The following is a 24,508-nucleotide window of genomic DNA, read 5'->3' on the forward strand; positions in this document are numbered from 1 at the left end:
GCTTCACCAATTGCGATACAGCTTCTCCGCATCAAACATAATTTCTTCGTTAGGAAGTCGAAGTTTTGGCTTTTCTCTGGGGTACAAATTTTCTACTGCTTTGCTATCCTGTTCTACAATCTTCGCCCCAGTTGCCAGCAAAGATTTGCCAAATATAAGCTTAACCAAAGGATTTTTCAGCTTGCCATAAAATAAGACAAAAGTTTTAGTTCGGTTTGTAGTTTCTGGATAAAGAATGTGAGTTTGGACAATATTTCCAACAGGCGCAGTGGCAAACAGCGCAGTTGTTGAAGGAAAAGTGTATTCCAGTGTATTGTTAAGAAGTTTCGGAATAATTAATAAAGCTGGATTTTGCATAATTTCGCGCCAACTATTATCTGCTCTTTTTATTTCTTGTTTGACTTTTGCATAATACCCATTTGTTTCATAACCTTTCACATCACAAGATGTAATTTGGAACATCTCTTTATGAGTACCATTTTGGTGATTGTAGTCGTAATTTACCATTAGGGTACTCAAAAAATCTGCTTGAATACTTTTTTCTCCACAAACACCGATTAACTCATATTCTTGCTCAATCCTCTGAATTAAATCGGGAATTGGTAATTTTGGCTCAAAACCACTATAAGTCCAGATGTAATCACCTTGAACAATTAAATCTAAGCTTTTTACTAGCGGGTGATTGTTTTGTTTTCCCTCTTTGTAAAGTCTACCTTTGCCATCAAATTCGATCGCATGAAACGGACAAACGATCGTATTTCTCTCTTGACAAACCCAACCATCTGATAAAGGTGCTTGTAAATGTGGGCAAATATTATCGATCGCAAAAACTTCGCCTCTTTCATTTTGCCAAATTACATAATCTTGCCCATTTAAAGTAATCTTCTTTGGTTGATTAATTCCCAGCATAGATTTATGGGCAATTAACCAAGGTGCGCCCGGTAAAATAGATGTCATTTTTTCCTCCTATGCACAAAGCTTTCTCAGAGGTAGTTTGATTTCTCTCATCCCTCTGAAGCAACTAACTAACTTTTTAGTTAGTATGACTCGTGAAAATAGATTTGTCAACTGCTGACCAAATTTTTAGTTAAGATAAGGTTCGTAAATGTTAAAGAGAACCGTGAGTCCAATTCAAGCAAAACGCAAAACTACCAAACCCCGCCAAGTGCGAGACGCAGAAGCAACCAAAGCGCAAATTCTCGATGCAGCGGAAGAAGAGTTCGCCAGACATGGTTTAAATGGGGCGCGAACCGAAGCGATCGCCGCCCGCAGTGGCGTTACCAAAGCGATGATTTACTATTATTTTGAGAGTAAAGAAAATTTATATCGAGAAGTTTTGCAACGCCCTGCAATAGAAATGCACCAAATGTTCGGTGAATTAAACTTAGATAAATTATCAGCAGAGGAAGCTTTAAAAAGTTTAATTAGTGCTGCTATTGATTACGAAGCTACCCATCCCCAAAGAGGAATGCTGTGGTTTCAAGAAGCAAATCAAAATGAAGGAAAGTATTTTAAACAGGGAAATTGGCAAGAAAATTTTGCTTATATTATTAAGGTATTAGAAAAAGGAATTGCTGAGGGTTGCTTCCGTAAACTTGATCCTTTTCTTACGAGTATTCAAATTGCCGCTGTTTGTACTTTATACTTTAATGCTCACAAAAATTTGCAACATCTAGCACCTGATTTGCAATTGCTGAGTGCTGAAATGATTGATAAGTATACTCAGGAAGCGATAAATTTTATCCTGGCAGGAGTCAAAAGTTAACCTAAATAAAAAAAAAGTAGATACATAAATATTTCAGCCCACTAGATTGGACTGAAATTATGAAATAGGATTTCACTACTAGTGAAGGAGGAAAAAATCTTTTTTCCTTTGTTTTTTGCCTGGTTTCAAATTATGATACTCAGGCGCTTAGGGAATGAGTTCTTTTCCTGCTTCTTTGGCTTGATTAGCGGTTTGTTTAGCGCCTTCTATGTAACCTGAACCAAATTCTTCAAAAGCTTTTGCTGATTCTTTGCCAATTCTTCCCAGTCTTTCCCCTGGAGAATTTTCGGTTTCGCGTCCTTCTTTTTCCCACTCTCTTGTGGTTTTTGGTCTTACAGAATCGCGATCGTGTGCTATTTCATTAATTTGCTGAGGTAAACCTTTGTTATTTCTCCCAGAATCAATGTTGGTTGTGAGAAGTAAAAAACCTACTAAAACAACAGCTAAAAACTGCTTAACTTGAAGTTTTTTCAGCAAAGAACTGACGTAAGTAGCGGTGTTAGCAATTAAATTGCTCATGCAAAACTCCTGAATTAACTTTTGTTACGGTTCACTCTATACAATTCATATTCCTTACTTCTGGGTGCGGCGTAATCTCCCGTAGGAAGTAAATCAAAATGAAGCTGGCAATTCCTTTGAAAATGCACACTTTACTTATTACTCACAATTTACACTTTTGGGTAAATTTGCGACTATTGATTGATGAAAATATCCAAAAATAGGCTAACCTTACTCAACATAATTTTATCATTTTCCCACCGTTGTACGCACACAGCATAATTTAGTAGTTGCGCTGTCTTCGCTAAAGCGCAACTACGTACCCATTAACCACCAAACCTAGCTAACAATTCCTCACGGGATAATTGCAGCGCCAATACCATAATTTCCTCTGGAGGTAATTCCAACAAAGGCTCAATAATTCCCGATAATTCCTCATCCAAATTACCAAATCGCACGCGCAACGCATTTTCTATCATAGTGCGCTTTCCCATCCTTACTCCTTGCTGAACTCCTTGCTGAATTCCTTCCTGAATTCCTTCCTGTAAAGCCTCATCTCGCCATTGCAAAAGTAATGGTGATAATTCCATAACTAACTCCCAATTTTCTCTTTGCTACGTAGTTACGCTTTAGCGCTAAAGCTTAACTACGTACCTATTAAATACCAAACCTAGCTAACAATTCTTCACGGGATAATTGCAGCAATAATACAGCAAATTCCTCTGGTGGTAACTCCAACAAAGGCTCAATAATTCCCGATAATTCCTCATCCAAATTACCAAATCTCACGCGCAACAAATTTTCTATGGTAGCTCGTCTTTCCCTCCTTACTCCTTCCTGTAAAGCTTCATCCCGCCATTGCAAAAGTAATGGTGATAATTCCATAACTAACTCCCGATCTTCTCGATCTATATTTTGATTCGCTTGGATAGTTGCTTGCAAATTAGACAATAACAAAAGAGCATTTGAACGTAATGGATGATTGGGTGGAAGTTTGCCTATTTCATTAATAGCTTGTTTTTGCACATTTCCTTTGCCCAACATTCTCAACCATAGAGTTTCAGGGGTGCGCGGTAACTGGTGAATTACCACAATTGCTGTTTTCAGAATTTCTCCGAGAAAATACACGCCTTGGGGCCAGTTATTTTCATCTTGTTTCGCATTACATCCATTTAAAATGTTTGCTGAAACAGTTGGAGAAAGAATCCACAACCAAGGTAAATCAGCTTCCTCAAGGCGGCTGTTTTCCCGCTGTCCCTGCCGCAGCAAATTGGCGTGGATATCATATAGTTTACCCATACAGCCGCGAATTTGGTTAGGGCTAACGGCATTGCGGAAAGGTTCAAAAATGGATGGGGTACTGGCAAGTTTTCCCAACAATCCTAACACTGTGGCATCGCCTCTTTGTTCGGATGGGTAAGGGGTAAACCATACATCGATTTCTCGTACTTCGCCGCTTACGTCTCGGCTAGTTTCTACTTCGCCAAGAGGGGTTAACAATTCTTTGAGATAGTCTTTGGCAAAGCGATCGTAAATTAGTCTCGTCATTTATAGTATAGTAATGTTATTCAGGATTGTTCAAAGTGCGATCGCCAACAAATTTAACTATTTAAATATTGATTCACATCTTGCAGAATTTGCCTACTTGGTGCATAATTTATGAGATTAATCGCTGTTTCGTAATTAGCCCAAGTATAGTTTTGAATTTCTTCAATTTGATGCACAACTGTTGCTGATTTCACCAATGCCAAAAAGTAAGTTACTGTTTTAGCAAAAGTTTCCCCTTTACGAGTAAAAGTGTAACTTTCTGAAAAGGAAACTTCCTCAAGCAAAGTGTAATCAGAAATTCCCGTTTCTTCCCGCAATTCCCGACAAGCAGTTTGCACAGGTGACTCGCCAGAATTAGCATGACCTTTAGGAAATCCCCAATGTCCTGCTTGATGTTGAATTAATAAAAATGAATAGCTATCTCCTTGGCGCAAAATTGGAATAATCCCGAAGGATTCGTCTTTGGTAATTTGTGGTTCATTCATTTGAGTGTAATTTAAACAAGCTGCATTCATCATTTTCATTGCTAAGGGATGATAACCATTGTGATTTAGCCAAGCTTGCGATCGTAAACCCACCCCAAACCCACCACCAAATCTCTGACACAAAAGGCTGCTCCGTAAGCTAGAATTATTAAGGATTCTTTACAGAAATGTGATTTAACAAACAATTCTGTTAGAGAACCGCAAAAACCCCTAATTAAACCTCACAAAAGTCCTGTACGCTCATCAATATGACTCTTCCCATTCGCAACGTAGCTATTATTGCCCACGTAGATCACGGCAAAACGACCCTAGTAGATGCTTTACTCAGACAATCCGGCATCTTCCGCGAAGGGGAAGAAGTACCTGACTGCGTGATGGACTCCAATGCCATTGAACGGGAACGCGGAATTACCATTCTCTCCAAAAATACCGCAGTTCATTTCAAAGACACTCTGGTTAACATCGTTGACACACCCGGACACGCTGACTTTGGTGGCGAAGTCGAACGGGTACTTGGCATGGTGGATGGTTGCCTTTTGATTGTCGATGCCAACGAAGGGCCGATGCCTCAAACCAGATTTGTGTTAAAAAAAGCTTTAGAAAAGGGATTGCGTCCCATTGTTATTGTAAACAAGATCGATCGCCCCCAAGCAGACCCTCACGGTGCAATTGATAAGGTATTAGACCTTTTCTTAGAATTAGGTGCAGACGACGATCAATGTGACTTTCCCTATCTATTTGCCTCCGGTTTATCCGGTTACGCCAAAGAACAACTAGAAGACGAAGGCGTAGATATGCAGCCTTTATTTGAGGCAATTTTGCGCCACGTACCACCACCAGTCGGCGACATCAACAAACCATTACAACTGCAAGTTACCACTTTAGATTATTCCGAATATTTAGGTCGGATTGTCATTGGTCGGATTCACAACGGCGTGATTAAAGCAGGTCAACAAGCAGCTTTGGTCAAAGAAAATGGCGAAATTGTGAAAGGCAAAATCACTAAATTACTAGGTTTTGAAGGCTTAAAACGCATCGAAATCGAAGAAGCTTCTGCGGGAAATATTGTCGCTGTCGCTGGTTTTGCTGATGCCAATATTGGGGAAACAATTACTATTCCTGATAATCCCCAAGCATTACCACTAATTAAAGTAGACGAACCTACTTTACAGATGACATTTTCCGTTAACGATTCACCTTTTGCTGGACAAGAAGGACAATTTGTAACTTCGCGGCAATTGCGCGATCGCTTAATGCGAGAATTAGAAACCAACGTCGCCTTGCGCGTCGAAGAAACCGACTCCCCCGACAAACTCTTAGTCTCTGGACGTGGTGAATTACACCTGGGTATCTTAATCGAAACCATGCGGCGTGAAGGTTACGAATTCCAAGTATCCCAACCCCAAGTTATTTATCGGGAAATTGGTGGACAACCCTGCGAACCTTTCGAGACATTAGTATTAGACGTTCCCGAAGAAAGCGTCGGTAGCTGCATCGAACGCTTAGGACAACGCAAAGGCGAAATGCAGGATATGCAAGTTGGCTCAAATGGACGCACCCAACTAGAATTTGTGATTCCCGCTCGTGGTTTAATTGGTTTCCGAGGTGAATTCATGCGCCTAACTCGCGGCGAAGGCATCATGAACCACAGTTTCTTTGAATACCGTAACCTCAGCGGAGATGTGGAACTGCGCCGCAACGGAGTCCTCATTGCCTTTGAAGAAGGTACCGCCACATTCTACGCCATGAAAAACGCCGAAGACCGAGGAGTTTTCTTTATCACTCCTGGTGTGAAAGTTTACAAAGGCATGATTGTGGGCGAACACAACCGACCCCAAGACTTAGAACTCAACATCTGCAAAACCAAGCAATTAACCAACCACCGCGCCGCCAGTGGTGACGAATTAGTTCAATTGCAAGCACCAGTAGACATGAGTTTAGAGCGTGCTTTGGAATACATCGGCCCCGATGAATTGGTAGAAGTGACACCGAAATCAATTCGCTTGCGGAAATTGAGTAAGAAATTGGTGAAACGCTAAATTTTAGGTGATTAGCTAACACTAATTGATTGAATCATTCATAAAGCCCGCTTATTGAAGCGGGCTTTTTTTGTATGAAGGAAGTGGAGAATATGGTTTATACCAAATCCGAGTTAGTTACCCCCTATATCTGATGGCGATTGAAATCGCGTCAACACAAAACAAAGTCCGCTTGACAAGGACTAAAGAATAAAGGGGGTATTTAACCCGGATTTGGTATTACAGTGAATTTCTAATTTTTCAAGTTCGCTCAAAATGCTATCTTTATCAGAACAAAACGGATGCAGCCAGATGACTAAATGCGTATATAATATGCTAAAAGTTAAAAACTACTAAACTAAAGTCTATGACTGTTTATCAGGATGTACTTAGTCAAGTTGAAAATCTCACAGCTGATGAACAATTGCAACTATTAGAAGATTTGGCGGCGCTGGTACGTCAAAGGGTTAGATCCGATCGGCAACAAGTGTCAGAATTAACTTCCGATCCCTTAGTCGGTTTGTTTGCTGGATCGATCGATTTAGGTACAAAGTCAGAAGATATTTTACAACAAGAAATTACTGAAAAATCTGGGTGGACATAGAAAGAAAACCACCTATAGTTGATCCGGGTTTTATCGCTTCTAAATTTATAACTGATCGGGAATAATTAAATCTATAATCTGATTTTTATTCTTACGATAAACTAGAAAATCGCTATCTAATGTTAATACACAACTTCCAGTAATTAACTCGCTCATTCTTACTAAACAAGCATCTGCCAAAGACATAGGTACATCCTGATATCTCTTCATTAAGTCTCGAATAGTTGCTATTTCATCGTCGAGACGAAGTGGTATTTTAATTACTCCAGCTTCCAACATTGACATCACTACATCTTGTCCGCCGTGAATTCGCTGCAATAAAAAACACGATTCAGAAATTACTGCTTCACAGGTTAATAAAGGTACTGCCAAATTTTTCCAAGTTTTTATCGCCCAATTATGAAAATTATCCCCTCGATCAATAAAAGCTACTAAGGGACTAGTATCTAAAATTACCTTTGCCTTCATTATTTACCAAAACCCTCTAGATAAGCTTTATTAGTAGAAAGATCGCCTAATCCACTATCAACACATCCCGCCCACTGTTGCGCTGCTTCGTAGGCAGAAATTGGTTGTTTATCTTCTACCTGCTGTTGCTCCTGCTTTTGTGCTTTATATCGCAAAAACTCAATAAATTCTAAAACTGCATCTTGCTGTTCTCCTGTTAAAGTTTCTAGTTTTTCTAAAATTATTTCTTTTCTATTGATGGCTAGAGTCATCGTTATCTTCTCCTAAATAGTTTAACCATTTTTTCTATGTAATTATTACTAATTTAATTGTACATTCTGGAGGAATAAAGTTAAAAGGGTTTAATCCTCTGATTTACCAGTCAAGTTGAGCATTTAAAAACCTGCGATCGCGCAGCGATGCGTAGCATTATCACCTAGAGGGAAAAGATGCGGATGTGCGATCGCATTTAAGAAAAGGTGGAGGTCTGCGATATGCCTACGGCAGGCTACGCCAACGCATAAAAGCAGAAAATTAGAGTGCGATCGCTTTCTGGGAAAGATGGAATTGTGCGATATGCAATATTGGCAAGCTACACCAACGCATAAAAGTAGAAAATTAGAGTGCGATCGCGCAGCAATGCGTAGCATTATCGTTTTTTTTGGAAAAGATGGGAGTGTGCGATCGCATTTTAGGGAAGATCGGAGTGTCCATTATTCCTTCTAACTCTTTCATCAAAAAGCCCTGATACTATCGACATCCCTATCGTGAAATATTGGAATCTGAATCCGAAAACTCTTATTACGGTTATTGCTTGGTGTCCAATAACTACTGCGAGAGCTAGAGGGTTGAGTACGAATGTTCATCACACATTCTTGGTTATTAAGGTGCGCCCAGATATGCCAAGTCATCTTTTCAACTCTTTCATCAAAAATTCCTTGCTCTCGAAGATCTCGAAAGTTATATTTACAGGTTGCATCTGCTTCCTGCTGAGACATATTTGCAAAATTACTTAAGCCGGATATAAAGACAAATTCATGTCGTTCGTAAGCAATTGCTTTTTGCTCAATTCCTTGTCCCAAGTTGATATTCAACGACATACAAAAGGTTGATAAAAATAGCAAAATTTCCATCGGTTTATTTTTCAAATAAGACTTTGACATTAACCCCCCTAAATTTCCTGGCGCTAATAAAATGGTTAATTGGGAACCTGATAGTAGTTGAACAATATTGAAATTTACAATATTTTCATTGAGCACCCAAATATTAATATAGCTAAAACCATAGTTTTTGTAATATTTAAAATGTCAGATAATGTCAGAGATTAGTAAATAATTTGAAATGTCAGATTATATCATTTATGTCATAAATTGGATATTACAACAACACTCTCGCCTCATAGCAATTTTAGGAATCAGTGGAATTGGCAAAACCACCCTTTCACTAAAACTAATAGAACAAATCCAACACAACTTTGAATACATCATTTATCGCAGTCTGCGCTTTTCCCCAACCCTAGAAACAACCCTCACCAACCTACTACAAATATTCGCGCCAGAAACACCCCAAAACATTGAAACCCAACTTTCCCAACTTCTCAACTACCTACGTCAGTATCGTTGTTTAATTATCCTTGATGATATACACACCCTTTTTAGCAGCAAACAACTTGCCGGACAATATCAAACTGGTTATGAAAATTATCACTTATTTTTTCAATTAATTACCCAAGTTAATCATCAAAGTTGTTTGATAGTAAATTCTTGGGAAAAACCTAGAGAAGTAGCGCAATTAAAAAAAGAAAATAATGCCATTCATTGCTTATTGTTAGAAGGTTTAGGAGAAGCAGCTAAAGAAATTCTCAGAGAACAAGACTTATTAGATGAAGACTGTTGGCAAACTTTGATTGAGCAGTATCAAGGTAATCCCCTTTGGTTAGAATTTACTGCTGACCTAATTAAAGAGTTATTTGCCGGAAAAGTCTCCGATTTTTTGCAATGTGATACACTGATTTTAAGCGAATCTTTACAAACACAATTAGACCAACAATTTCAGCGTCTAACACCATCAGAAATTGCCGTAATGATTCAGCTATCTAGCGAAGATGAACCTGTTACTTTAGCAGATCTAATCAAAAATATAAATTTACCGAATTCAGAATTATTAAATGCAATACAATCACTGGGAATGCGTTTGTTGTTAGATACGAAAGAACAGGATCGGACAAGGTTTTTTACTTTAAATCCGGTGTTGAAACAGTATGTTAAAAATCGTTATTCTCAGTTCAAAATCAGTTTAGGCACTGTTTAAATGAGATTTTACACCAGTCCCAAAGTCCACCCGGAAATTGATTTCCGGGCGGGCTAAAAGCGCAGGTGCAAGATCTCAGTTTAAAAAACCTTACTAAATTTACCAAATCGCTTCAAGATTTAAGACAAATCCCGGTAAAACATCTTCTCCTGACAAACTAACCGGAGAGTCTAAAACTTCAACTTCTCTACCTTGTCGGTAAATTTCTACTTTTCGGGAATCTCGCACAATCAACCATCCCAAACGAGTCCCATTTTCTAAATACTCGCGCATTTTTTCTTGAGTTGCAGTTAAACTATCACTAGGAGAAAGTAATTCAACTACAAAATCAGGACAAAGGGGTAGAAATCTTCTTTTTTGTTCAACAGTTAAAGCATCCCAACGTTCTAAAGGTATCCAAGCTACATCAGGAGAACGATCTGCACCATTTGGTAATTTAAACCCTGTGGAAGAATCGAAAACTACACCCAATTTAGTTTGTTCATTCCAAATCCAAACTTGTGCAGTTAATCCAGCATTGCGGTTTCCTGTTTCTCCTCCCGTCGGTGGCATAATAATTAATTCTCCGTTAGCATTGCGTTCAAATCTTAAATCGCGGTTATCTTGACAGAGTTGGAAAAATTGCTCGTCTGTCAGTTTAATTATGGAATTGAAGTTAACGGTGAGAGCAGTCATATTGAGATTTTATATGAGGGAATGGTTATATTTGTTATTTTATTTTGGTAATTGCTTACTTTGTGCGATCGCTCTCGCGATGCGTAGCATTATCGCAAATATCCACATACTAAATTCAGAAATAATCAGGACTTACGCAGTGATGCTAATGGTGGGATGGTGCGTTACACTGGCGTTAACGCACCCTACGGATAGAGGCTCAAACTTTTCCTAAATAGGACTATAACCACTATGTTGATCTTGGTACTCGCGAGAAGCGCGTGCTGGATCGACACCTTCATTACGGACTCGGCGGCGCAAGTCGCCCACATCGGGAGAAATCTTCAAAGCTTCATCACCGCTGATTTTACCCATTAGCAGCAAGTCACACAATGCTTGGTTGAGTACTTGCATACCTTCATCGATACCATTTTCTAGCAAGTGATAAGCTTCTTCCTCATTACCTTTGGCTAGGTAATCTTGCATAGCGGGGGTGTTAATCAAAATTTCGTGTGCTGCGGTGCGTCTACCATCTGTAGTTTGTAGCAAAGCTTGAGCAATTACAGCTACTAGGGAATCTGCCAATTGAATTCGTATTGGGCCTTGTTCATCTGGGTTGTAAATACCCAACAAACGGTTAATGGAATTTAACGCGCTACGAGTGTGGAGAGTTCCGAATACTAAGTGACCAGTTTGGGCTGCTTTAATGGCTGTATCTACAGTTAAGCGATCGCGCATTTCCCCAATTAATATCGCATCTGGGTCTTCCCGTAAAGCCGCCCTTAATGCGTGGTGGAACTCATAAGTATGTAATCCAACTTCCCTTTGACTGACTAAAGACTTGTTGGAAGTGTGAACGAATTCGATCGGATCTTCGATCGTGATAATATGCTTTTGCTGCGTCTCGTTCATGTAGCGAATCATCGCCGCCAAAGTCGTTGATTTCCCGGAACCTGTAGGCCCTGTCACCAGAATTAGACCTTGAGGACGTTTCACCAGAGTTTTCAGTACAGGCGGTAATCCCAAACTATCAAGAGAAGGTACTTCCAGAGGAATTAACCGCAACACCATCGCGCCGCCTAAGAGTGACTCAAAGCAATTCACCCGACAGCGTACCAAACCAGGATAATAGATCGCCGTATCTAATTCCTTCGACTCTTGGAATCTTTTCATCTGATCTGGCGCTAAGATTTCATTGAGGTACTGGCGAAACATTTCTGGGGTAATGCGATCGTGATTTCCCACAGGTACTATCTGTCCGCGAATGCGATATCTCGGAACTTCTCCCACCCGAATATGAATATCCGATGCTTGTTGAGTGTGGGCGTGTTTCACCATGCGTTCAATAGAAGGAAACACCGAAGCGTGGCGAGGTTTTGGTTCATGTTCCCCAGCTTTTTTTTCTCGCCGAGGCGGAACAGGCATTTCTTTTAAACCTGTTTTCAAGCTAGTTGCTTCTTCTATTTCCGCTTCCCCTTCATGTTCATGGAGTGGGAGTTCTGGGGAAATAGTTTCTTGTTGTAACCGAGTTGGTGAGTTGATCGCAGGTGTTTGATTTTCTGCTATTTCGGCGATAAATCCCCCGGCATTGTCCATTTGAGCCATTCCAGACCTGTTTGAACTGTTCATTTTATCTTCCTTTTGTGAATCAATTAACGAAAATGTAGCAGCTTGAATCAAGATAGAAGTATTATTAGCAATCTCGAAGACGATCGGGAAAAATAAGTGAAGTAGCTGCTACCAGGTGCAGCAAATAAACAAAAATTCTATTAATTGTAAGTCAATTTAAGAGAGGATGTTCGATCGCCATCATTGCTAACTCTACTAATCATTCCTTTGACTAAGTTTCCTTGATTAAACGGTAATCTATATGAGAATAGCGCATCGTCTTGCTGATTGGTTGGAGCGTCGTTGGGTTGTACCTGCGTACAGTGGTTGGGTTTTAGGGGGTTTTTCCCTGTGTTTTCTAGCCGCAGCTATTAATACTATGGCTGGATGGCTGTATGTAATTAGTGGGGTGAGTTTTGCTTTATTGGGAATAGCGGCGACTTTGCCTGTGCGATCGCTTCATCGCATTCATCTCCAACGACTCCCCATTCAACCCATTAGTGCTGGCGACGAACTGACTGTAGAAATAGAATTACACAATCACTCTTCTCAACCAAAAACTTTACTGCAAATTAAAGATTTAATTCCTTTTATTCTCGGTCAACCTGTCTCTGGTGTAATCGAAACAATTTTGCCGGGGCAAACTCATCGTTGGATTTATTACCAACCGACTCAAAAACGTGGAGTTTATCGCTGGCATACTATTCAATTACGCACTGCTACACCTTTAGGTTTATTTTGGTGTCGGCGAGAGCGTCAACTTCCGACAACTGCCATAGTTTATCCTACGGTTTTACCTTTAAGTACCTGCCCTTTGATAGATGAAATTGGGCAAGAAGATAGCCCGCAATATTTTAGTCGCGATCGCCGTTCTCAACTAGCAAATCAAGACTTAACGCGATCGCTTCGCCCCTACCGTTGGGGAGATCCTTTCCGCTTCGTTCACTGGCGCACTAGTGCCCGCTACGGCGAGTTGCGCGTCCGAGAATTAGAAGTATTTACAGGCGGTCAAGAAGTAGTTATTTGTTTAGATAGTGCAGCGTTGTGGGATGCCGACAACTTTGAACAAGCAGTAATTGCCGCTGCTTCCTTATATTTTTACGCCACCCGCACTCAACTAAGCGCTAAACTTTGGACAGCGAACACAGGTTTAGTCCAAGGTCATCGCGTAGTTTTAGAAGCACTAGCATCCGTTAACTTTAGCGAAACCCCAGGCAACACCCCCCCACCAGATCAACCAATTGTTTGGTTAACTCCCAATTCTGGAAGTCTTAACTCTCTTCCCTCTGGTAGCCGCTGGCTATTATGGCCTAATAACGCCAACCCACCAAAAATAATGGTAAGGGAACGCCCAGGCATCCTGATTCAACCAGAACAACAATTGCAAACTCAACTACAATCAGGGATCAGGGGGTAGGGGTTAGGGGTTGGGGAAGTTCTTAGTTTTTTTTAAGTTTTGAGTTGTCCCCTTGTCTCCTTGTCCCCTTATCCCCTTGTCCCCTTATCCCCTTGTCCCCTTGTCCCCTTGTCCCCTTGTCCCCTTGTCCCCTTCCCCAGTCCCCAATCCCCAACCCCCAGTCCCCAATCCCCTTGCTATCCTGAATCCCCAACGTGAAGGCTGGGAAAAGTGCGATCGCGCATTTTGGGACCCTTCGCTTAGACTAACTTTCCCTTAGCAGTGTCGGCTTGACTCGATCGCTAGGAATGGTTTTATCGTCAATATCAGATATTTCATCATCCGATCGATTAATGCGCCAAGTAATGTACCTGACTCCCGACCACCAACACAAATTGCAACCACTAAAGCAGGTACATTCCACCGCTACTGTTTCAAAGTCAAAAACCGATCCATCATCTGTCATAGTCATATTTGCAGCCGCCCGCTCAATAGTTAAATTAAGCCACAAATAGCTCGAAGATTTTTAAATCATAGATGCTCATTCGAGGGTAATATTGCGTCGTATCCATGATTCTATATCTGATTTTTGAATAAGAGACAGGCATAATAATATCGATATTTACAATTTTTCCACTAGCAGAAACCGGATCTTCGTTTGCCCAAATGGGAATAAAAGAATTACTCGCAGAATTAAAAACTGAAACCTCAGAATAACTCCTCATAGAGGCTGAATTAGCTATCAAAATTTTGGTTTTTATTTGGGTGAGCGCGGGCAACGTCACCGAAGGAATTACATCTACCCACCCTTCAGCCCAAGCTCCATCTGCCGTTTGAAATAAATTTGTTGAGGTTGATTCATCACCATCAGTAATAGCAGTAAGATTCGTAGGTGCTGATGCCCACACTCCCCCCGGTAGAAAAGAAGCGTTTAGCGTTAATTGTCTATATTGAATTGTGGCATTATTTTGTTTAATAGTACTTATTTGACTCAAAATATTATCAAGTTTTGTGTTTACTGTTGATAAATTAGTAGTGGGAATTTGACTGATTTTTGTTTCTAACACATTAAGTTGAGCAGCAATTGGAGTTAAGTCAACATCTGTTGAAGATGAATAAGGCATATTAGTTACTACTTACACATTCACAAACTGTACAATTTCCGGTTAAAGTTCCGCTACTAGGAGCAATCCATATTCCTGAAATTGACGTATCAGGAGGTGTTCCCGGTCCGGGGAATTCAAAAATGGTATAGGGTTTGATTTTGTCATCCCATCCACCACTTTCATTTTTAACCGTCCCACCATATTTAACTAGCAACGTTCCATTACTGTCGTTGTAGATAGTAAGTTTAGTTCTATTGGTTCTAGCATTAGCAATATTTTTGGCTGTAGTTACTGCTGTGGTAGTTGTTGCAGGAACGGGCGTGTTTTTAGGTAAAGTAACATTTCCAGAATTAGCGCCTACTGATGAAAAAGGTATATCAGGTTTACCTTTCCAGATTTTAATGTTTAAATTCGTCAGCCAGAAATTAGGGTCAATTCTTAGCTTGAAATTATTGGAATTGACGTAAACGTATTGATATTGTCCCAGCGTCAAAGTGTCTTTTTCGCCTACCACGTCGCCTATCGAGGAAGGAGACAGAACGGTAAAATCTCCAGCGCTGTATCCCTCGCTAGTGGAGCTAGCCAGAATTACGATGTCTTGAACCGTGAGGCCAGTAACTTCAAAAGATGCGATCGGACCGGGTGGAGTCGGTGCAACTTTTTGAATGTCATGTAGCAGTTCTTCGAGGATCACGGTGCGTACTCCCACAATTCAATAGTTGCAGTTCCGATCCAAATGTGAGCCACAAACTCAACTTGGAACGGAACCACATCAGCAAAGCGATAAAGTTTCTCTCCAATAAATAACTGCCTGATTTCGCCCGTTGCTTCCCCAGCCTGAGTAGAATGCTTGGTCTTGAGCCAACCACACCTAATCCATGTCCTCTTGTGAGTGCATTGAGCCTTAATCAAAAGTAAAGGCTGGGTAAATTGAAAACTTCCCAGCGCTGGGTTATCCTCATCATTACTCGCACCATTAGCGGTGATGGTTTCTCGCAAGATAAAACCAGCGCTAGAGATATCAAGCATTTTCTACTACAAGTACAGGAGCAGTTGCTACTGGAACATTGAGAGACAGTTCCACGTTTATCGAAATTAACTTAAGTTCCTTGTCTGTAAAAGACTGATATGCCCGACCGAGATAAAATTTGGCCTTCGATTTATCATCATAGACAGCAAGATCTTTTTGATCTGGGACAAAGGTTGCTCCACTGAAAAACTCAACCGCCTCACCTTTTTCGTTAACTGCAACAATTGCAAATTTTTCCATTTTCTTTTTTTCTCCTAATTAAATGGACTAATAAAAATTATCTATTAGTACTCGTATTTCACGCGGCGCACTGGTGTCGCCTTAACAATCTTTTTGCCAGCGTAAGTCTTTCCAATCAAAGAATCTAACGCGGTATCAGCTTTCTCTGGGGAACACAGTATAATCGTACGCTGTTTCTTTGTGGCATTGACGCGGTAGGTAAGAGCAATGGGAAAACAACCTCTCTCCATCGCTTCTGCTGCCCCTTCAGCCACGATTGCCTCAGAGATCTCTGCATCCGCTGCTACTTCCGTCCATCCGAGATCTGAGATGACGTTTTGGATGTTATCCTTTTGTCGGCGCAATAAAGCAACTTGGTCAGTTCCAACCTTGAGCTTATATAGTTCTTTCGGGTTTGGCATAACAAATTTTCAAAAATTCAACTCAAATCACCGTAGCATCTGCACCTTGACTACAAAGCTAGGAGGAAAACTATAGTTCTCCGTGCTTCGGAGATAGACTCAAAATAAATTCGAGATATCAATTGAATTACCTAACGAGCGGGTAGTCATTGATCCGACTAAATGGGTCATAAAGCAATAGGCCCTTGTCTACTCCATAGAGCGACATGGAGACCCAGCGGAACTTAACCGTCCCAGTCGGTCGCCACCGTCGCTTACGCCGCATCTCGCCATAAACTGTTTCAGTGCTCGGCACGTTGATAGAAGCTTTATGGGGGATATGTTCTTTAAAGTTTTCCTCATTGAAAGCGTGGTCGCGGATGCCAACGATCTTTTTACAGACATTGATAGCTTCTATTTCTGACTGAGCTAAGATCCGCAAGTCATACCCATTCTCATTATCCAAATAAGTGAATTTAGTCTTACCCTTATTCCACTTAAAAGGATTTTCTCGCGTCCCCATTGCTGCTTTGACATCTCTAGCCAATTTAGCAGCTTTTATTTCGGTCATTGTTTTATAAGTTTCATCCATTAACCGAAAAGATATTTCTGCTTCCATAGGTCGATAATCGTCAGGGGTAGCTGCTTTATCCTGAGAAAAAAATAAATGTACCTGTGGGTGATAAGTTACCTCATTTCTTTCCTGGAAAGTTTGGATTGGATACCCATAATAAGCGGGCTGCCATTTAGCCGCCGCTCCAATATTGATATCAAAAAGCCACATCCTCAGAAGAGCAATAATTGCAGAATCGCGACTACTAATAGTACAAGCAAGTTTTAAAGAAGCAGGTCCGGTGACGATTTCTGCTTCTTTGCCTTCCTCGGATTTAAACCATTTATTAACTCTGGCATTGTGCAATCTTTTTAATTGAGTTTGCAAATGTTGCCAATCATCAAAACCCTCTGGTAATGGCATATTTATTCATCCTGATTTTTTAGGTGTTCGGGTTCTATTAGCACGCCTACGCTATTAAGTGCAGCCAGAATTTCCGCGTCGCTAATTGGTTTATTGTTTTCGGTTAGTTTGGGCAGGTCTTCTTTGAGAGTTTTTTGGAATTTCTCGTTATTCTCTTTGATGTCTTCTATATTTTGTTGCACAGATAAAGCAGTAGAGGTTAGCTGTTCAAATACCTCTGCGGTATTCTGCACGCCTTCTAAGAAATTAGTCATGCGAATCCCCCAAGTGTTTCCTCTAGAATAGTTTTCAGGAAACCAAGGTCCACCATTAAAAATCACTCCGGCTTTTCTTAAACTGTTACCAATTTTCCCGGTATTTTCACAAGCTAAAGTAGCTAAAGAGCCAACATTATCACCAAGTTCTCGAACTGACCAAAGTAGGGTATTACCCGCCGATACGATTCTATTAGCTGCCGCCCAATCTGCTTTAATTTCAGTCCATAATTGCACGCCGAAAACAGTTTTCATTGTGTTATCAATAAATTCTTTTACACTTTTACTGGTGCTAATGTCTTCACCATCCACATCTTTAGCCCCAACTGCTTTAAGGACTAAATTCATGGAATTATCTACAACTGAGAACAAAGTAGTGCCAATGTCTCTACTAAGATTTAACGCATTATGAATAGTGACAATCAAAGTTAGAGCATTAAGTAATTGGCCTATATTTACGATTTTTCCTATCCTTTTCCTAGTTTCTTTAAATCCATCGTTTGTCGCTTTCCAAATTCCATAACCAATAGTGCCACCGCCGATAATTCCCCCAGCTACAACCGCGGCGTTATACTCTTCATCATTTCTTGATTCTGTTGGGTGCCCTTCTGTGGCTCTTTCTAGTTTGGCTTTAGTTTCGTTAACGGTTGTTTGAACAAAAGCTAATGGTCTGCCTGGTGCTTCAATGGCAGCAGCAGTCAGCGTAGCAGTTACCGCAGCGCGATTGTTTACCTGCCAAAACTCATTCAAATCCCACTTAGCTTTGGCATATTCATCCATTGTTGTTTGTTTGGTCTCAATGCTGTTAAGCTTTGTGGAAAATGTACTGTTTAAAGTGCCAATATCCCGCGATAACATACCGACACCATTGTTAAGTTCAATTTTGATATCTGAAGTGTCAGTTTTAACAGCATTTACGTTGTTAGCGACAGTATTAAGCTGTTGCATTGACTGAGCGTGATTGTTTTTTATTAAAGTTTCTAATCCCGCCACTTCTGCCTCCAAATTCTGTATTTTTGTTGCTTGTTGTTGAAGCTGTTGATTTGTGGTTCTTTCTAGCGTCGCCAGTCCAGTTTTTAACGCTCTGTTTTCCGCTTCAATTCGATTCATTTTGGCTTCAAACGAACCGACTTTTACTTCTAACTCTGCTTTGGCTTCATAAAGATGTGAAACGCTCTGCCCAATGGTGTCGAAAGTGTTCCAAATTTCCCAGGCAGTAAACGCCAGTGCCGCAATTACTGCTACTATCTGAGCAACTAAAGGCAGAAGCATTTTCCCGAAGCTTAAAATGCCTCGAATGCCACCTTGCAGTATTCCTGATGTTGCAGCTTGTCCAGCTTGGGCTGTACTAGATAAAGAACTCACCGCAGTTGACAACTGCTGCATTCTGGTAAAAGATACAATATTATTCGCAGCCCCAGCTACAGGAATTTTAATCGTCGTAAATGCTCCAGCTGAAACTGCTCCTAACACTGGAAGCAGAGAACCCATTAAATCGTTTAATGGATTGTTGATATCAGCCGATTCAAACTTTTTACCAACAAGTTCGTTATCAATTTTCTGACCAACTCCATCGACTTTCGTGATGATGGTATCGTACTCAAAACCTGGCATAACTAAATCCTTTGTAATTCTAAAAAATGGTTATTGCGGCAATTCATTTAATCGCTCTTCTATGCGATTAAAGCTATTAAGTAGTCCGTCATAATCTTGATAATCCATGCAAAAGTGATCGTCTCCTGTAGGGTTAAGTGCAGGATCTACCGTTATTTGAATGGGGCAAGGTCGGTTTAAAATGTCGATCGCATATTCCAAAAAATTAGAGTTGTAAGGGGAAACTCTCCATTTCTTAGCTTTGGTTTCAATATCAGAAACGGTAGGCGTAACAACAGTTCCTGGAAGGCCGGATTGATATAATCCATAATCAAGCCCCCATCCCCAAGAAACACGCTGTTCAGTGCAATAAACGCTAACATCTCGGATAGTTCCACCTACAAAACCTGTACTATAAGAGTAAGGACTTTGATCGGTTCCTATAATATATTTTGCATCGCGAAAAAAAACATCATAAGAAGAAACTTGATTAACCAAAACTTCTGCTCCCACATCTTCGGCTCTTAATTCTTTAAATCTAATATTTAAAGAGTCTTGTCTTACAGAGATATGATTAGGAATGTTATTTGTATTATCAAAAAAGCCATGAAATATATATGGTTCAAAAGCATCAATAAAAAGTTCTTTATAAGGGTAATAAACTCCAAATGATAAATGCGTAAGAAAATAAGCCCATCCGCTTAAGACGCTGTATCTTCCTGTCGATCCTGGTGGAAGAACGGGATTTTTAACAGTAAAACCAACAGTCATAGAATGGTAACGATTTCGAACGATTAAAATTAACCAAAGCCCATTACAATAAGCCCATCTTGCCCCTACTAATAAAGGATGTTGAATCACAAATTTTTGTCTCCCTCCAGCCCATCCTTCTATTTTCCCTGTAGCGTAGTTACTGTCATTACGCACGCCACCATAACCACTGGTTCTAATTTCTCGGTTTTGCATCTCTGAGGGCAGAGGAGCAGGTATTGAGGTAGATGTTCCGTTATCTGATATCCAAGTTTCAACTAACATGATTTATTGACAATTAAAGTTAATATTCTCAGTTTTGTATCTAGCATCGAAATTAATAAAACTAGAAAGGGCTCTTTATGATTTTTCCTCTATCATTCCCACTTTTATGCAGAAGTTCGATATGTTCTGTGTTTTCACTGATTGCTTCAAAGCCTGTCAGGATATACTATTTAATTAACTCTTCACAAGGAGAGTAACAAGGGATTTCCAACAATTAAGCGAAAGTCGATATTTTTGGGAATTTTTATTAAATAAAAGTGGGAAGGAATTATGAAAATTGACAGGCATGGTAAAGCAGAATTTTTATCCCCAGAATATTGCAAGTTAATTAGAGAGCATTTACCCACGCCACGAGATCGGCTAATTTTTGCGATCGCACTTTACACAGGTGAGCGCTGGGGAGCGATTATTCAACTTGATGTGAAATATGTTTACAAAGATGCCAAAAACTCTATACCGCAAGACGAAATAACTTTTACCGCCGCTACTCGTAAAGGCAAGCGCGATACTCGTCAAGTGTTTGTTCATCCAGCACTTAAGGAACTTTTGCTAGCTTATCAACCGCCGCTGCAAGGTTGGCTCTTTCCTTCCCCCCACAACCCAGAGCAACCGATTGACTTTTCAACAGCTGACAAAATGCTGCGTCAGGTCCTAGAACGTGCCGGACTGTCTGATAAAGGCATCTCGACACACTCAACTAGGTTGACATTCATCACCACATTGCACGAGCAGGGATACGACCTGCACACTATCCAGCAACTTACTGGGCATCGTAGTTTATCTACACTCGCTGGGTATATTAAGCCAAATGGCGATCGACTAAAAAAAGCGATCGCCTCACTCCCTTCCTTTAATACAAGTTTGGTAGCAGCATAATGGACTTAGCACAACGAATTATCAAGTACATGACCGATAAGGATTATCGAATTTCCACAGAACCCGGTCAGGTCAACATTGTTTACATTGAGGGCGTTAACCCCGACGGTACGATAAATGCCGATCGTTTGGATGAGTGGAATGATTTGAGAATTGTCATTACTTTTCAGTTTGGCAATCCGGTCATTGTAGGTAAGTACATCGCCACTACCGAGCCGGGACGGAAATACACCATGCAGCCAATGAATCGCAATGGAGCAGCGCGAATTCAGTTCGGACAGTACAAAGCTTGGCGCGTTGGAACTCATGGAGGTTCTCAGCCACACGAGGCACTCGTGCAAGTTACCCCGGTGTCGGTGTGTCGGGACTTAAATAAGGATGGGGTTAGGACTGGGGATAAAGTCCACACTGGTTTGTTTGGCATTAACCAACACTGGGGATATGACATGAAAAATGTCGGTGCTGCCAGCGCTGGTTGTTTAGTTGGTCAAAGCCGGGAAAGCCACAGACAATTTATGGGATGGGTGAAGGCCGATCCGCGCTACCGGACCGATCGCAATTACATCTTCCGCACCACCATTATTGCTGGCGACAAACTATGACTGTTTGGGTAATGGCGGTGTTACCGGGCCTGACATTTCCATCATTCTACGCAGTTGACAGATCTCTAACACTAGGGTTTGATTCTGGTCGCGTAGCACTTTGTTCTGTTCTCTGAGGTCTTTAATCATTTCTTGCAGCATCGCTCGATCTGCCTGGTCTTCGGCAATCTCAGCCATTTCTTCAGCTTTGGAAAGTTCTAACCTGTGCTGCCACCAGTCCGAAACGGACTTAACGATTTCTCTGACAATTAAGACTCCTAAGCCTAATCCGATGCTGCCACTAACTAAAATGTCACCCACCGGAGATGTAGTGCTGTCGGGTAACGGAATATCAATATCTGGCTGTTTGTTTGCTGTGGCGATTAATAAAGCTTTCATAATTAATGTGATAACTTGTAACGCTTTTGTTACTATCTTTCTTCATTGATTCCCACTTATCAATACAGAAGATAAAATCTTTTGAGAGTCTTTAAAAAAGGCAGTATATCTTACTATTTATCTGTACTGGTGCTATTTGAGGGGTCTAACCCTTCATCGGTAGTATATATGGCGTACTTGCTTAAGTTTATCCGTAGAGATTCTATAATCACCTGGGCTTTACTTTTCCCTTCAACTTTCATGGCAATTTGTATTAGCTGTGAGTCTAGTAAAGTGATTTTGGTGAACAGGGGAATGGTGCGGGGGCTGTCGTCAATTTCCCCAGTTCCCCTTTTAGATTCATGCCCTTTCCTTCCCAATTATTTATTACCACTAATTTTGGTGTGTTTTCTCCATGCTTTTATCATCGCTTCTATTTGTGATGGTTGAGCGCCACAACTAATGGCATTTTCGATCTCCCTCATTCTGTTTATCGCCAAAGGTGAGGCAGTATTACCACCGGGGATATGATGTTTAACTACGCGGTGAATCCTATCGCTTCTGTCGATGTAGCTGTAGCGGTAATAAAAATTTTCCTGCTTAACAGGATAAATTTCTACCCACTGGTAAGGTTGTTCGCACGTTGGTTGATTTGGTTCGCACGTTACTCCAACGTGCGAACGAGTTTCTTCAACGTGCGAACGAGTTTCTTCAACGTGCGAACGAGTTTCTTCAACGTGCGAACGGGGTAAAATTACTTCGTCTTCCCCCTGCATATCTTCCCAGTCTGGATGGTAAATAATGTCTTTTGAGTATGGCTTTAAATCGAATAATGTGGGATTGTCCATTGGTTAATTAATTGGGCTAAAGTGTAAAACATTGGATCGCTCAACAAAGCAACCTGTGCTAATAAAATGGGTTCCTATTACTAGGAACCCATTTCTTTTTTAAAATTCGTCAGCTTCCTCTATCGGATGAACGAGTAAGTAAGACATATTATTAAGTTTTGCAGCTACATATTGTGCTGTGGCGTGAATGTGTAGGTCACTTTGTACAGTTGCTTGCTCTTGGTCTGTGAGATAGCACTGTAATTCAGAAAGTTCTCGGAATATTTCTGATAGTTGTTGCCAACACGCTGCATAATCCCAAGAGGGATCTGATACTGTTCCTATTGTCATAGATTCAAATTCTTGATGTTTGGATTCGTCGTGAGCAAAATGTTCTCTGTTTTCTGGGTAAGGAATGCGACTTTTATCGCTCATGTCTCCAGAAACGATGAATTTATAGTTGAAATTTTCTTCTTCTAAACATCTGTCGCAAATTACTGCGAGTGCTCCTTCTGGCGGTAAATTACAAACTACACATCCCCAGCCGTTACCAGGTACTGGTTGTTTAAAGTCGAGGCAGATGAAGTTTCTGACTGGGCGTTCAGGTGATGAATCACAGCCACAGACACAGCAAGTACCAAAGTCCTCAAAGTCTTCTGCTGGGATTGGGACAAATTCTTTCAATACATCATCATCAAGTCGTTCGGACATGGTTAATAATCCTCCTCATAATATTCGTCGGTTTCATCAATAAATACTGGTGGTTCTTCTCCCCATTCGTTGAGCCAAAAATCTTCTTCTGCTAGGTGGGTATTGGCACAAAGTTCTACTGGTTGTCCTGGTTGCATAAACATGAATAAGCTGGGGGCGATGGCTTTACACGCTTCAAAAATTTTGCGATCGCACCCCTGCCAAATGTGGCAATGGTTAATGTAGTGAGTGCCCTTGTAGGTAAGTTCAATTTTGCAGTAGTGGTAATGCCAGCGGCTTTTATCTCCCCAATCTTGCGGTCGCGAGAAACTGAGTAGTTTTTGTTCGCACTCTTCCCCTTCTTCATCCAGTTCATAAAGCGTGTAGCAGTTATGCACTTCTACCACTGGTAATTGTTCAACGCCTGGTGTTGAAATTGCAGTTTCAGTCATTTTTTTACAGTCCCATTGATTTTAAGTAGCGCTCTAATTTGCCGGAAGCTGCGTCTTCTACTGTGGCAATGATGATGTCTGGCACTGGTTTCCCGTCTGGAGTTACTACCTGTAATTTGACTGGGATGTTTGGCGGTAGTGCTTGTTTTACTTCTGGTAGTTCCAGAGCCACGCTGTAGATTGCGTAATCTTCTCTTAGGCAGGGAATTACCATTGCTTCGTGGTGTGGTCTCAACAAAGGTAGGCAGGTGTTGAGGATGTGGTCTTTGGCTTGTTCTATTAGTGTTTTTGGCATCTTGATTCTGTTTAAAAGCGAAACATAGTTTAATTTCACGGAGTCAAACGCTTCCCAAATGGAGATTAATAAACTGCTCTATCTCGAACAAAGCTTTTTTGACTCTGGCGCGATCGGACCGATAGCGCTCGGCATCCGTGCAGGTTGCCCAGTGAGTCATCCCATCTGCATCAATGGGAGTAAATTTTCCGCTCTGTGTCTTTACCCAGCGAATTGGTTGTCCGCAGGTTTTGCAGTATTGTTCTTTGGCTTGAGTCATGGTCGTTGATGTTGGTAAGGTTTTTTAAAACTCGACAGTTTTCGGCACTTTGGGCCAACCCCCATTTGCTAATTTTGGTAGTAGTCCTCCCTGGTATTCCCTGGTAGCCACAGTCGCTTAAAGGTATTTGGATTGGGGCAGATTTTTGTAGAACCTGGTCATGGAGCTCCCGAACCAGTCCCAAAAAAATCAAAACCATCTCC

Annotated in this window: 33 protein-coding genes; 7 read left to right on the plus strand and 26 right to left on the minus strand. The window is 40.9% G+C overall.

The genetic code is table 11. The features are described from left to right. Positions 1–3 precede the first annotated feature (3 nt). The gene (locus ACE1CI_RS08025) at positions 4–957 is read right to left on the minus strand and encodes a Rieske 2Fe-2S domain-containing protein (RefSeq protein ID WP_413267461.1); all 954 of its coding nucleotides are present in this window, start codon (positions 955–957) and stop codon (positions 4–6) included. Positions 958–1,105: 148 nt separating this feature from the next. Here ACE1CI_RS08025 and ACE1CI_RS08030 point away from each other — a divergent pair, with 148 nt between their 5' ends. Next, on the plus strand, positions 1,106–1,765 hold the full coding sequence (locus ACE1CI_RS08030) for a TetR/AcrR family transcriptional regulator (RefSeq protein ID WP_413267460.1): 660 nt from the start codon (positions 1,106–1,108) through the stop codon (positions 1,763–1,765). A gap of 147 nt (positions 1,766–1,912) precedes the next feature. On the opposite strand, the gene ACE1CI_RS08035 is transcribed toward ACE1CI_RS08030, so the two are convergent. The 4 genes from ACE1CI_RS08035 to ACE1CI_RS08050 form a co-directional block, all read right to left on the minus strand. Next, positions 1,913–2,284 carry a hypothetical protein gene (locus ACE1CI_RS08035; RefSeq protein WP_413267459.1) on the minus strand — a complete coding sequence of 124 codons (372 nt, stop codon included), beginning with the start codon at positions 2,282–2,284 and terminating at the stop codon, positions 1,913–1,915. Between the two features lie 305 nt (positions 2,285–2,589). Then, entirely contained in the window at positions 2,590–2,853 is a 264-nt protein-coding gene (locus tag ACE1CI_RS08040) for a hypothetical protein (protein ID WP_413267458.1), read from the minus strand. Between the two features lie 67 nt (positions 2,854–2,920). Then, positions 2,921–3,811: a hypothetical protein gene (locus ACE1CI_RS08045; protein ID WP_413267457.1), complete on the minus strand. Its 891-nt coding sequence runs from the start codon at positions 3,809–3,811 to the stop codon at positions 2,921–2,923. Between the two features lie 53 nt (positions 3,812–3,864). After that, positions 3,865–4,419 (minus strand): bis(5'-nucleosyl)-tetraphosphatase, encoded by a 555-nt coding sequence (locus tag ACE1CI_RS08050; RefSeq protein WP_413267456.1) that lies wholly within the window; start codon positions 4,417–4,419, stop codon positions 3,865–3,867. Positions 4,420–4,544: 125 nt separating this feature from the next. Between ACE1CI_RS08050 and typA the strand changes: the two genes are divergently transcribed. Together typA and ACE1CI_RS08060 are read left to right on the plus strand one after the other, a co-directional pair. Continuing rightward, positions 4,545–6,335 (plus strand): translational GTPase TypA, encoded by a 1,791-nt coding sequence (typA, locus tag ACE1CI_RS08055; protein ID WP_413267455.1) that lies wholly within the window; start codon positions 4,545–4,547, stop codon positions 6,333–6,335. 346 nt (positions 6,336–6,681) lie between these two features. Further along, positions 6,682–6,918 (plus strand): hypothetical protein, encoded by a 237-nt coding sequence (locus tag ACE1CI_RS08060; RefSeq protein WP_413267454.1) that lies wholly within the window; start codon positions 6,682–6,684, stop codon positions 6,916–6,918. 45 nt (positions 6,919–6,963) lie between these two features. On the opposite strand, the gene ACE1CI_RS08065 is transcribed toward ACE1CI_RS08060, so the two are convergent. The 4 genes from ACE1CI_RS08065 to ACE1CI_RS08080 form a co-directional block, all read right to left on the minus strand. After that, a complete protein-coding gene (locus ACE1CI_RS08065; RefSeq protein ID WP_413267453.1) occupies positions 6,964–7,386 on the minus strand; it encodes a type II toxin-antitoxin system VapC family toxin in 423 nt (140 codons plus the stop codon). Continuing rightward, on the minus strand, positions 7,386–7,637 hold the full coding sequence (locus ACE1CI_RS08070; protein ID WP_413267452.1) for a hypothetical protein: 252 nt from the start codon (positions 7,635–7,637) through the stop codon (positions 7,386–7,388). The genes ACE1CI_RS08065 and ACE1CI_RS08070 overlap by 1 nt, the downstream gene beginning before the upstream one ends. Before the next feature lie 123 nt (positions 7,638–7,760). Beyond that, positions 7,761–8,015 carry a hypothetical protein gene (locus ACE1CI_RS08075; protein WP_413267451.1) on the minus strand — a complete coding sequence of 85 codons (255 nt, stop codon included), beginning with the start codon at positions 8,013–8,015 and terminating at the stop codon, positions 7,761–7,763. A gap of 84 nt (positions 8,016–8,099) precedes the next feature. Then, positions 8,100–8,528, minus strand: coding sequence for a hypothetical protein (locus ACE1CI_RS08080; RefSeq protein ID WP_496615319.1), 429 nt, complete (start codon positions 8,526–8,528; stop codon positions 8,100–8,102). Positions 8,529–8,706: 178 nt separating this feature from the next. Here ACE1CI_RS08080 and ACE1CI_RS08085 point away from each other — a divergent pair, with 178 nt between their 5' ends. Then, a complete protein-coding gene (locus ACE1CI_RS08085; RefSeq protein ID WP_413267449.1) occupies positions 8,707–9,675 on the plus strand; it encodes an ATP-binding protein in 969 nt (322 codons plus the stop codon). 99 nt (positions 9,676–9,774) lie between these two features. On the opposite strand, the gene ACE1CI_RS08090 is transcribed toward ACE1CI_RS08085, so the two are convergent. Then, on the minus strand, positions 9,775–10,350 hold the full coding sequence (locus ACE1CI_RS08090; RefSeq protein ID WP_413267448.1) for a Uma2 family endonuclease: 576 nt from the start codon (positions 10,348–10,350) through the stop codon (positions 9,775–9,777). 210 nt (positions 10,351–10,560) lie between these two features. Then, entirely contained in the window at positions 10,561–11,754 is a 1,194-nt protein-coding gene (locus ACE1CI_RS08095) for a type IV pilus twitching motility protein PilT (protein WP_413267500.1), read from the minus strand. Between the two features lie 445 nt (positions 11,755–12,199). Here ACE1CI_RS08095 and ACE1CI_RS08100 point away from each other — a divergent pair, with 445 nt between their 5' ends. Continuing rightward, a complete protein-coding gene (locus tag ACE1CI_RS08100; protein WP_413267447.1) occupies positions 12,200–13,354 on the plus strand; it encodes a DUF58 domain-containing protein in 1,155 nt (384 codons plus the stop codon). Between the two features lie 244 nt (positions 13,355–13,598). On the opposite strand, the gene ACE1CI_RS08105 is transcribed toward ACE1CI_RS08100, so the two are convergent. The 9 genes from ACE1CI_RS08105 to ACE1CI_RS08145 form a co-directional block, all read right to left on the minus strand. Then, positions 13,599–13,805, minus strand: coding sequence for a hypothetical protein (locus ACE1CI_RS08105; RefSeq protein ID WP_413263973.1), 207 nt, complete (start codon positions 13,803–13,805; stop codon positions 13,599–13,601). Between the two features lie 28 nt (positions 13,806–13,833). Beyond that, the gene (locus tag ACE1CI_RS08110; protein WP_413263974.1) at positions 13,834–14,457 is read right to left on the minus strand and encodes a hypothetical protein; all 624 of its coding nucleotides are present in this window, start codon (positions 14,455–14,457) and stop codon (positions 13,834–13,836) included. 1 nt (position 14,458) lies between these two features. Beyond that, the gene (locus ACE1CI_RS08115) at positions 14,459–15,133 is read right to left on the minus strand and encodes a hypothetical protein (protein ID WP_496615320.1); all 675 of its coding nucleotides are present in this window, start codon (positions 15,131–15,133) and stop codon (positions 14,459–14,461) included. Next, positions 15,130–15,468, minus strand: a complete 339-nt coding sequence (locus ACE1CI_RS08120) for a hypothetical protein (protein ID WP_496615321.1) — start codon at positions 15,466–15,468, stop codon at positions 15,130–15,132. Before ACE1CI_RS08120 ends, ACE1CI_RS08115 begins: the two co-directional genes overlap by 4 nt. After that, positions 15,461–15,709 carry a hypothetical protein gene (locus tag ACE1CI_RS08125; RefSeq protein WP_496615322.1) on the minus strand — a complete coding sequence of 83 codons (249 nt, stop codon included), beginning with the start codon at positions 15,707–15,709 and terminating at the stop codon, positions 15,461–15,463. Before ACE1CI_RS08125 ends, ACE1CI_RS08120 begins: the two co-directional genes overlap by 8 nt. 44 nt (positions 15,710–15,753) lie before the next feature. Continuing rightward, a complete protein-coding gene (locus ACE1CI_RS08130; protein ID WP_496615323.1) occupies positions 15,754–16,110 on the minus strand; it encodes a hypothetical protein in 357 nt (118 codons plus the stop codon). A 127-nt stretch (positions 16,111–16,237) separates the two neighbouring features. Further along, entirely contained in the window at positions 16,238–17,065 is an 828-nt protein-coding gene (locus ACE1CI_RS08135) for a hypothetical protein (protein ID WP_496615324.1), read from the minus strand. 2 nt (positions 17,066–17,067) lie between these two features. Next, a complete protein-coding gene (locus ACE1CI_RS08140; RefSeq protein WP_496615325.1) occupies positions 17,068–18,933 on the minus strand; it encodes a hypothetical protein in 1,866 nt (621 codons plus the stop codon). 30 nt (positions 18,934–18,963) lie between these two features. Continuing rightward, a complete protein-coding gene (locus ACE1CI_RS08145) occupies positions 18,964–19,947 on the minus strand; it encodes a hypothetical protein (RefSeq protein ID WP_413266875.1) in 984 nt (327 codons plus the stop codon). A 270-nt stretch (positions 19,948–20,217) separates the two neighbouring features. On the opposite strand from ACE1CI_RS08145, the gene ACE1CI_RS08150 reads away from it, so the two are divergent. After that, entirely contained in the window at positions 20,218–20,823 is a 606-nt protein-coding gene (locus ACE1CI_RS08150) for a tyrosine-type recombinase/integrase (protein ID WP_496615326.1), read from the plus strand. Further along, on the plus strand, positions 20,823–21,425 hold the full coding sequence (locus tag ACE1CI_RS08155) for a hypothetical protein (RefSeq protein WP_413264859.1): 603 nt from the start codon (positions 20,823–20,825) through the stop codon (positions 21,423–21,425). The genes ACE1CI_RS08150 and ACE1CI_RS08155 overlap by 1 nt, the downstream gene beginning before the upstream one ends. Here the strand turns inward: ACE1CI_RS08155 and ACE1CI_RS08160 are convergent. The 6 genes from ACE1CI_RS08160 to ACE1CI_RS08185 all read right to left on the minus strand — a co-directional run bounded on the left by ACE1CI_RS08160 (position 21,420) and on the right by ACE1CI_RS08185 (position 24,305). Further along, the gene (locus ACE1CI_RS08160; RefSeq protein WP_413264858.1) at positions 21,420–21,803 is read right to left on the minus strand and encodes a hypothetical protein; all 384 of its coding nucleotides are present in this window, start codon (positions 21,801–21,803) and stop codon (positions 21,420–21,422) included. The two genes, ACE1CI_RS08155 and ACE1CI_RS08160, sit on opposite strands and share 6 nt — an antisense overlap. 359 nt (positions 21,804–22,162) lie before the next feature. Continuing rightward, complete coding sequence (locus ACE1CI_RS08165) at positions 22,163–22,630, minus strand: hypothetical protein (RefSeq protein WP_496615327.1); 468 nt, start codon at positions 22,628–22,630, stop codon at positions 22,163–22,165. A 99-nt stretch (positions 22,631–22,729) separates the two neighbouring features. Continuing rightward, positions 22,730–23,320, minus strand: a complete 591-nt coding sequence (locus tag ACE1CI_RS08170) for a hypothetical protein (RefSeq protein WP_496615328.1) — start codon at positions 23,318–23,320, stop codon at positions 22,730–22,732. Between the two features lie 2 nt (positions 23,321–23,322). Continuing rightward, positions 23,323–23,751: a hypothetical protein gene (locus ACE1CI_RS08175; protein WP_496615329.1), complete on the minus strand. Its 429-nt coding sequence runs from the start codon at positions 23,749–23,751 to the stop codon at positions 23,323–23,325. 4 nt (positions 23,752–23,755) lie between these two features. Next, a complete protein-coding gene (locus ACE1CI_RS08180; protein WP_496615330.1) occupies positions 23,756–24,046 on the minus strand; it encodes a hypothetical protein in 291 nt (96 codons plus the stop codon). Positions 24,047–24,089: 43 nt separating this feature from the next. Continuing rightward, positions 24,090–24,305, minus strand: coding sequence for a hypothetical protein (locus tag ACE1CI_RS08185; RefSeq protein WP_496615331.1), 216 nt, complete (start codon positions 24,303–24,305; stop codon positions 24,090–24,092). Between the last annotated feature and the right edge of the window lie 203 nt (positions 24,306–24,508).

Source organism: Floridaenema flaviceps BLCC-F50 (assembly GCF_041929275.2).
Classification (GTDB): Bacteria; Cyanobacteriota; Cyanobacteriia; order Cyanobacteriales; family Aerosakkonemataceae; genus Floridanema; species Floridanema flaviceps.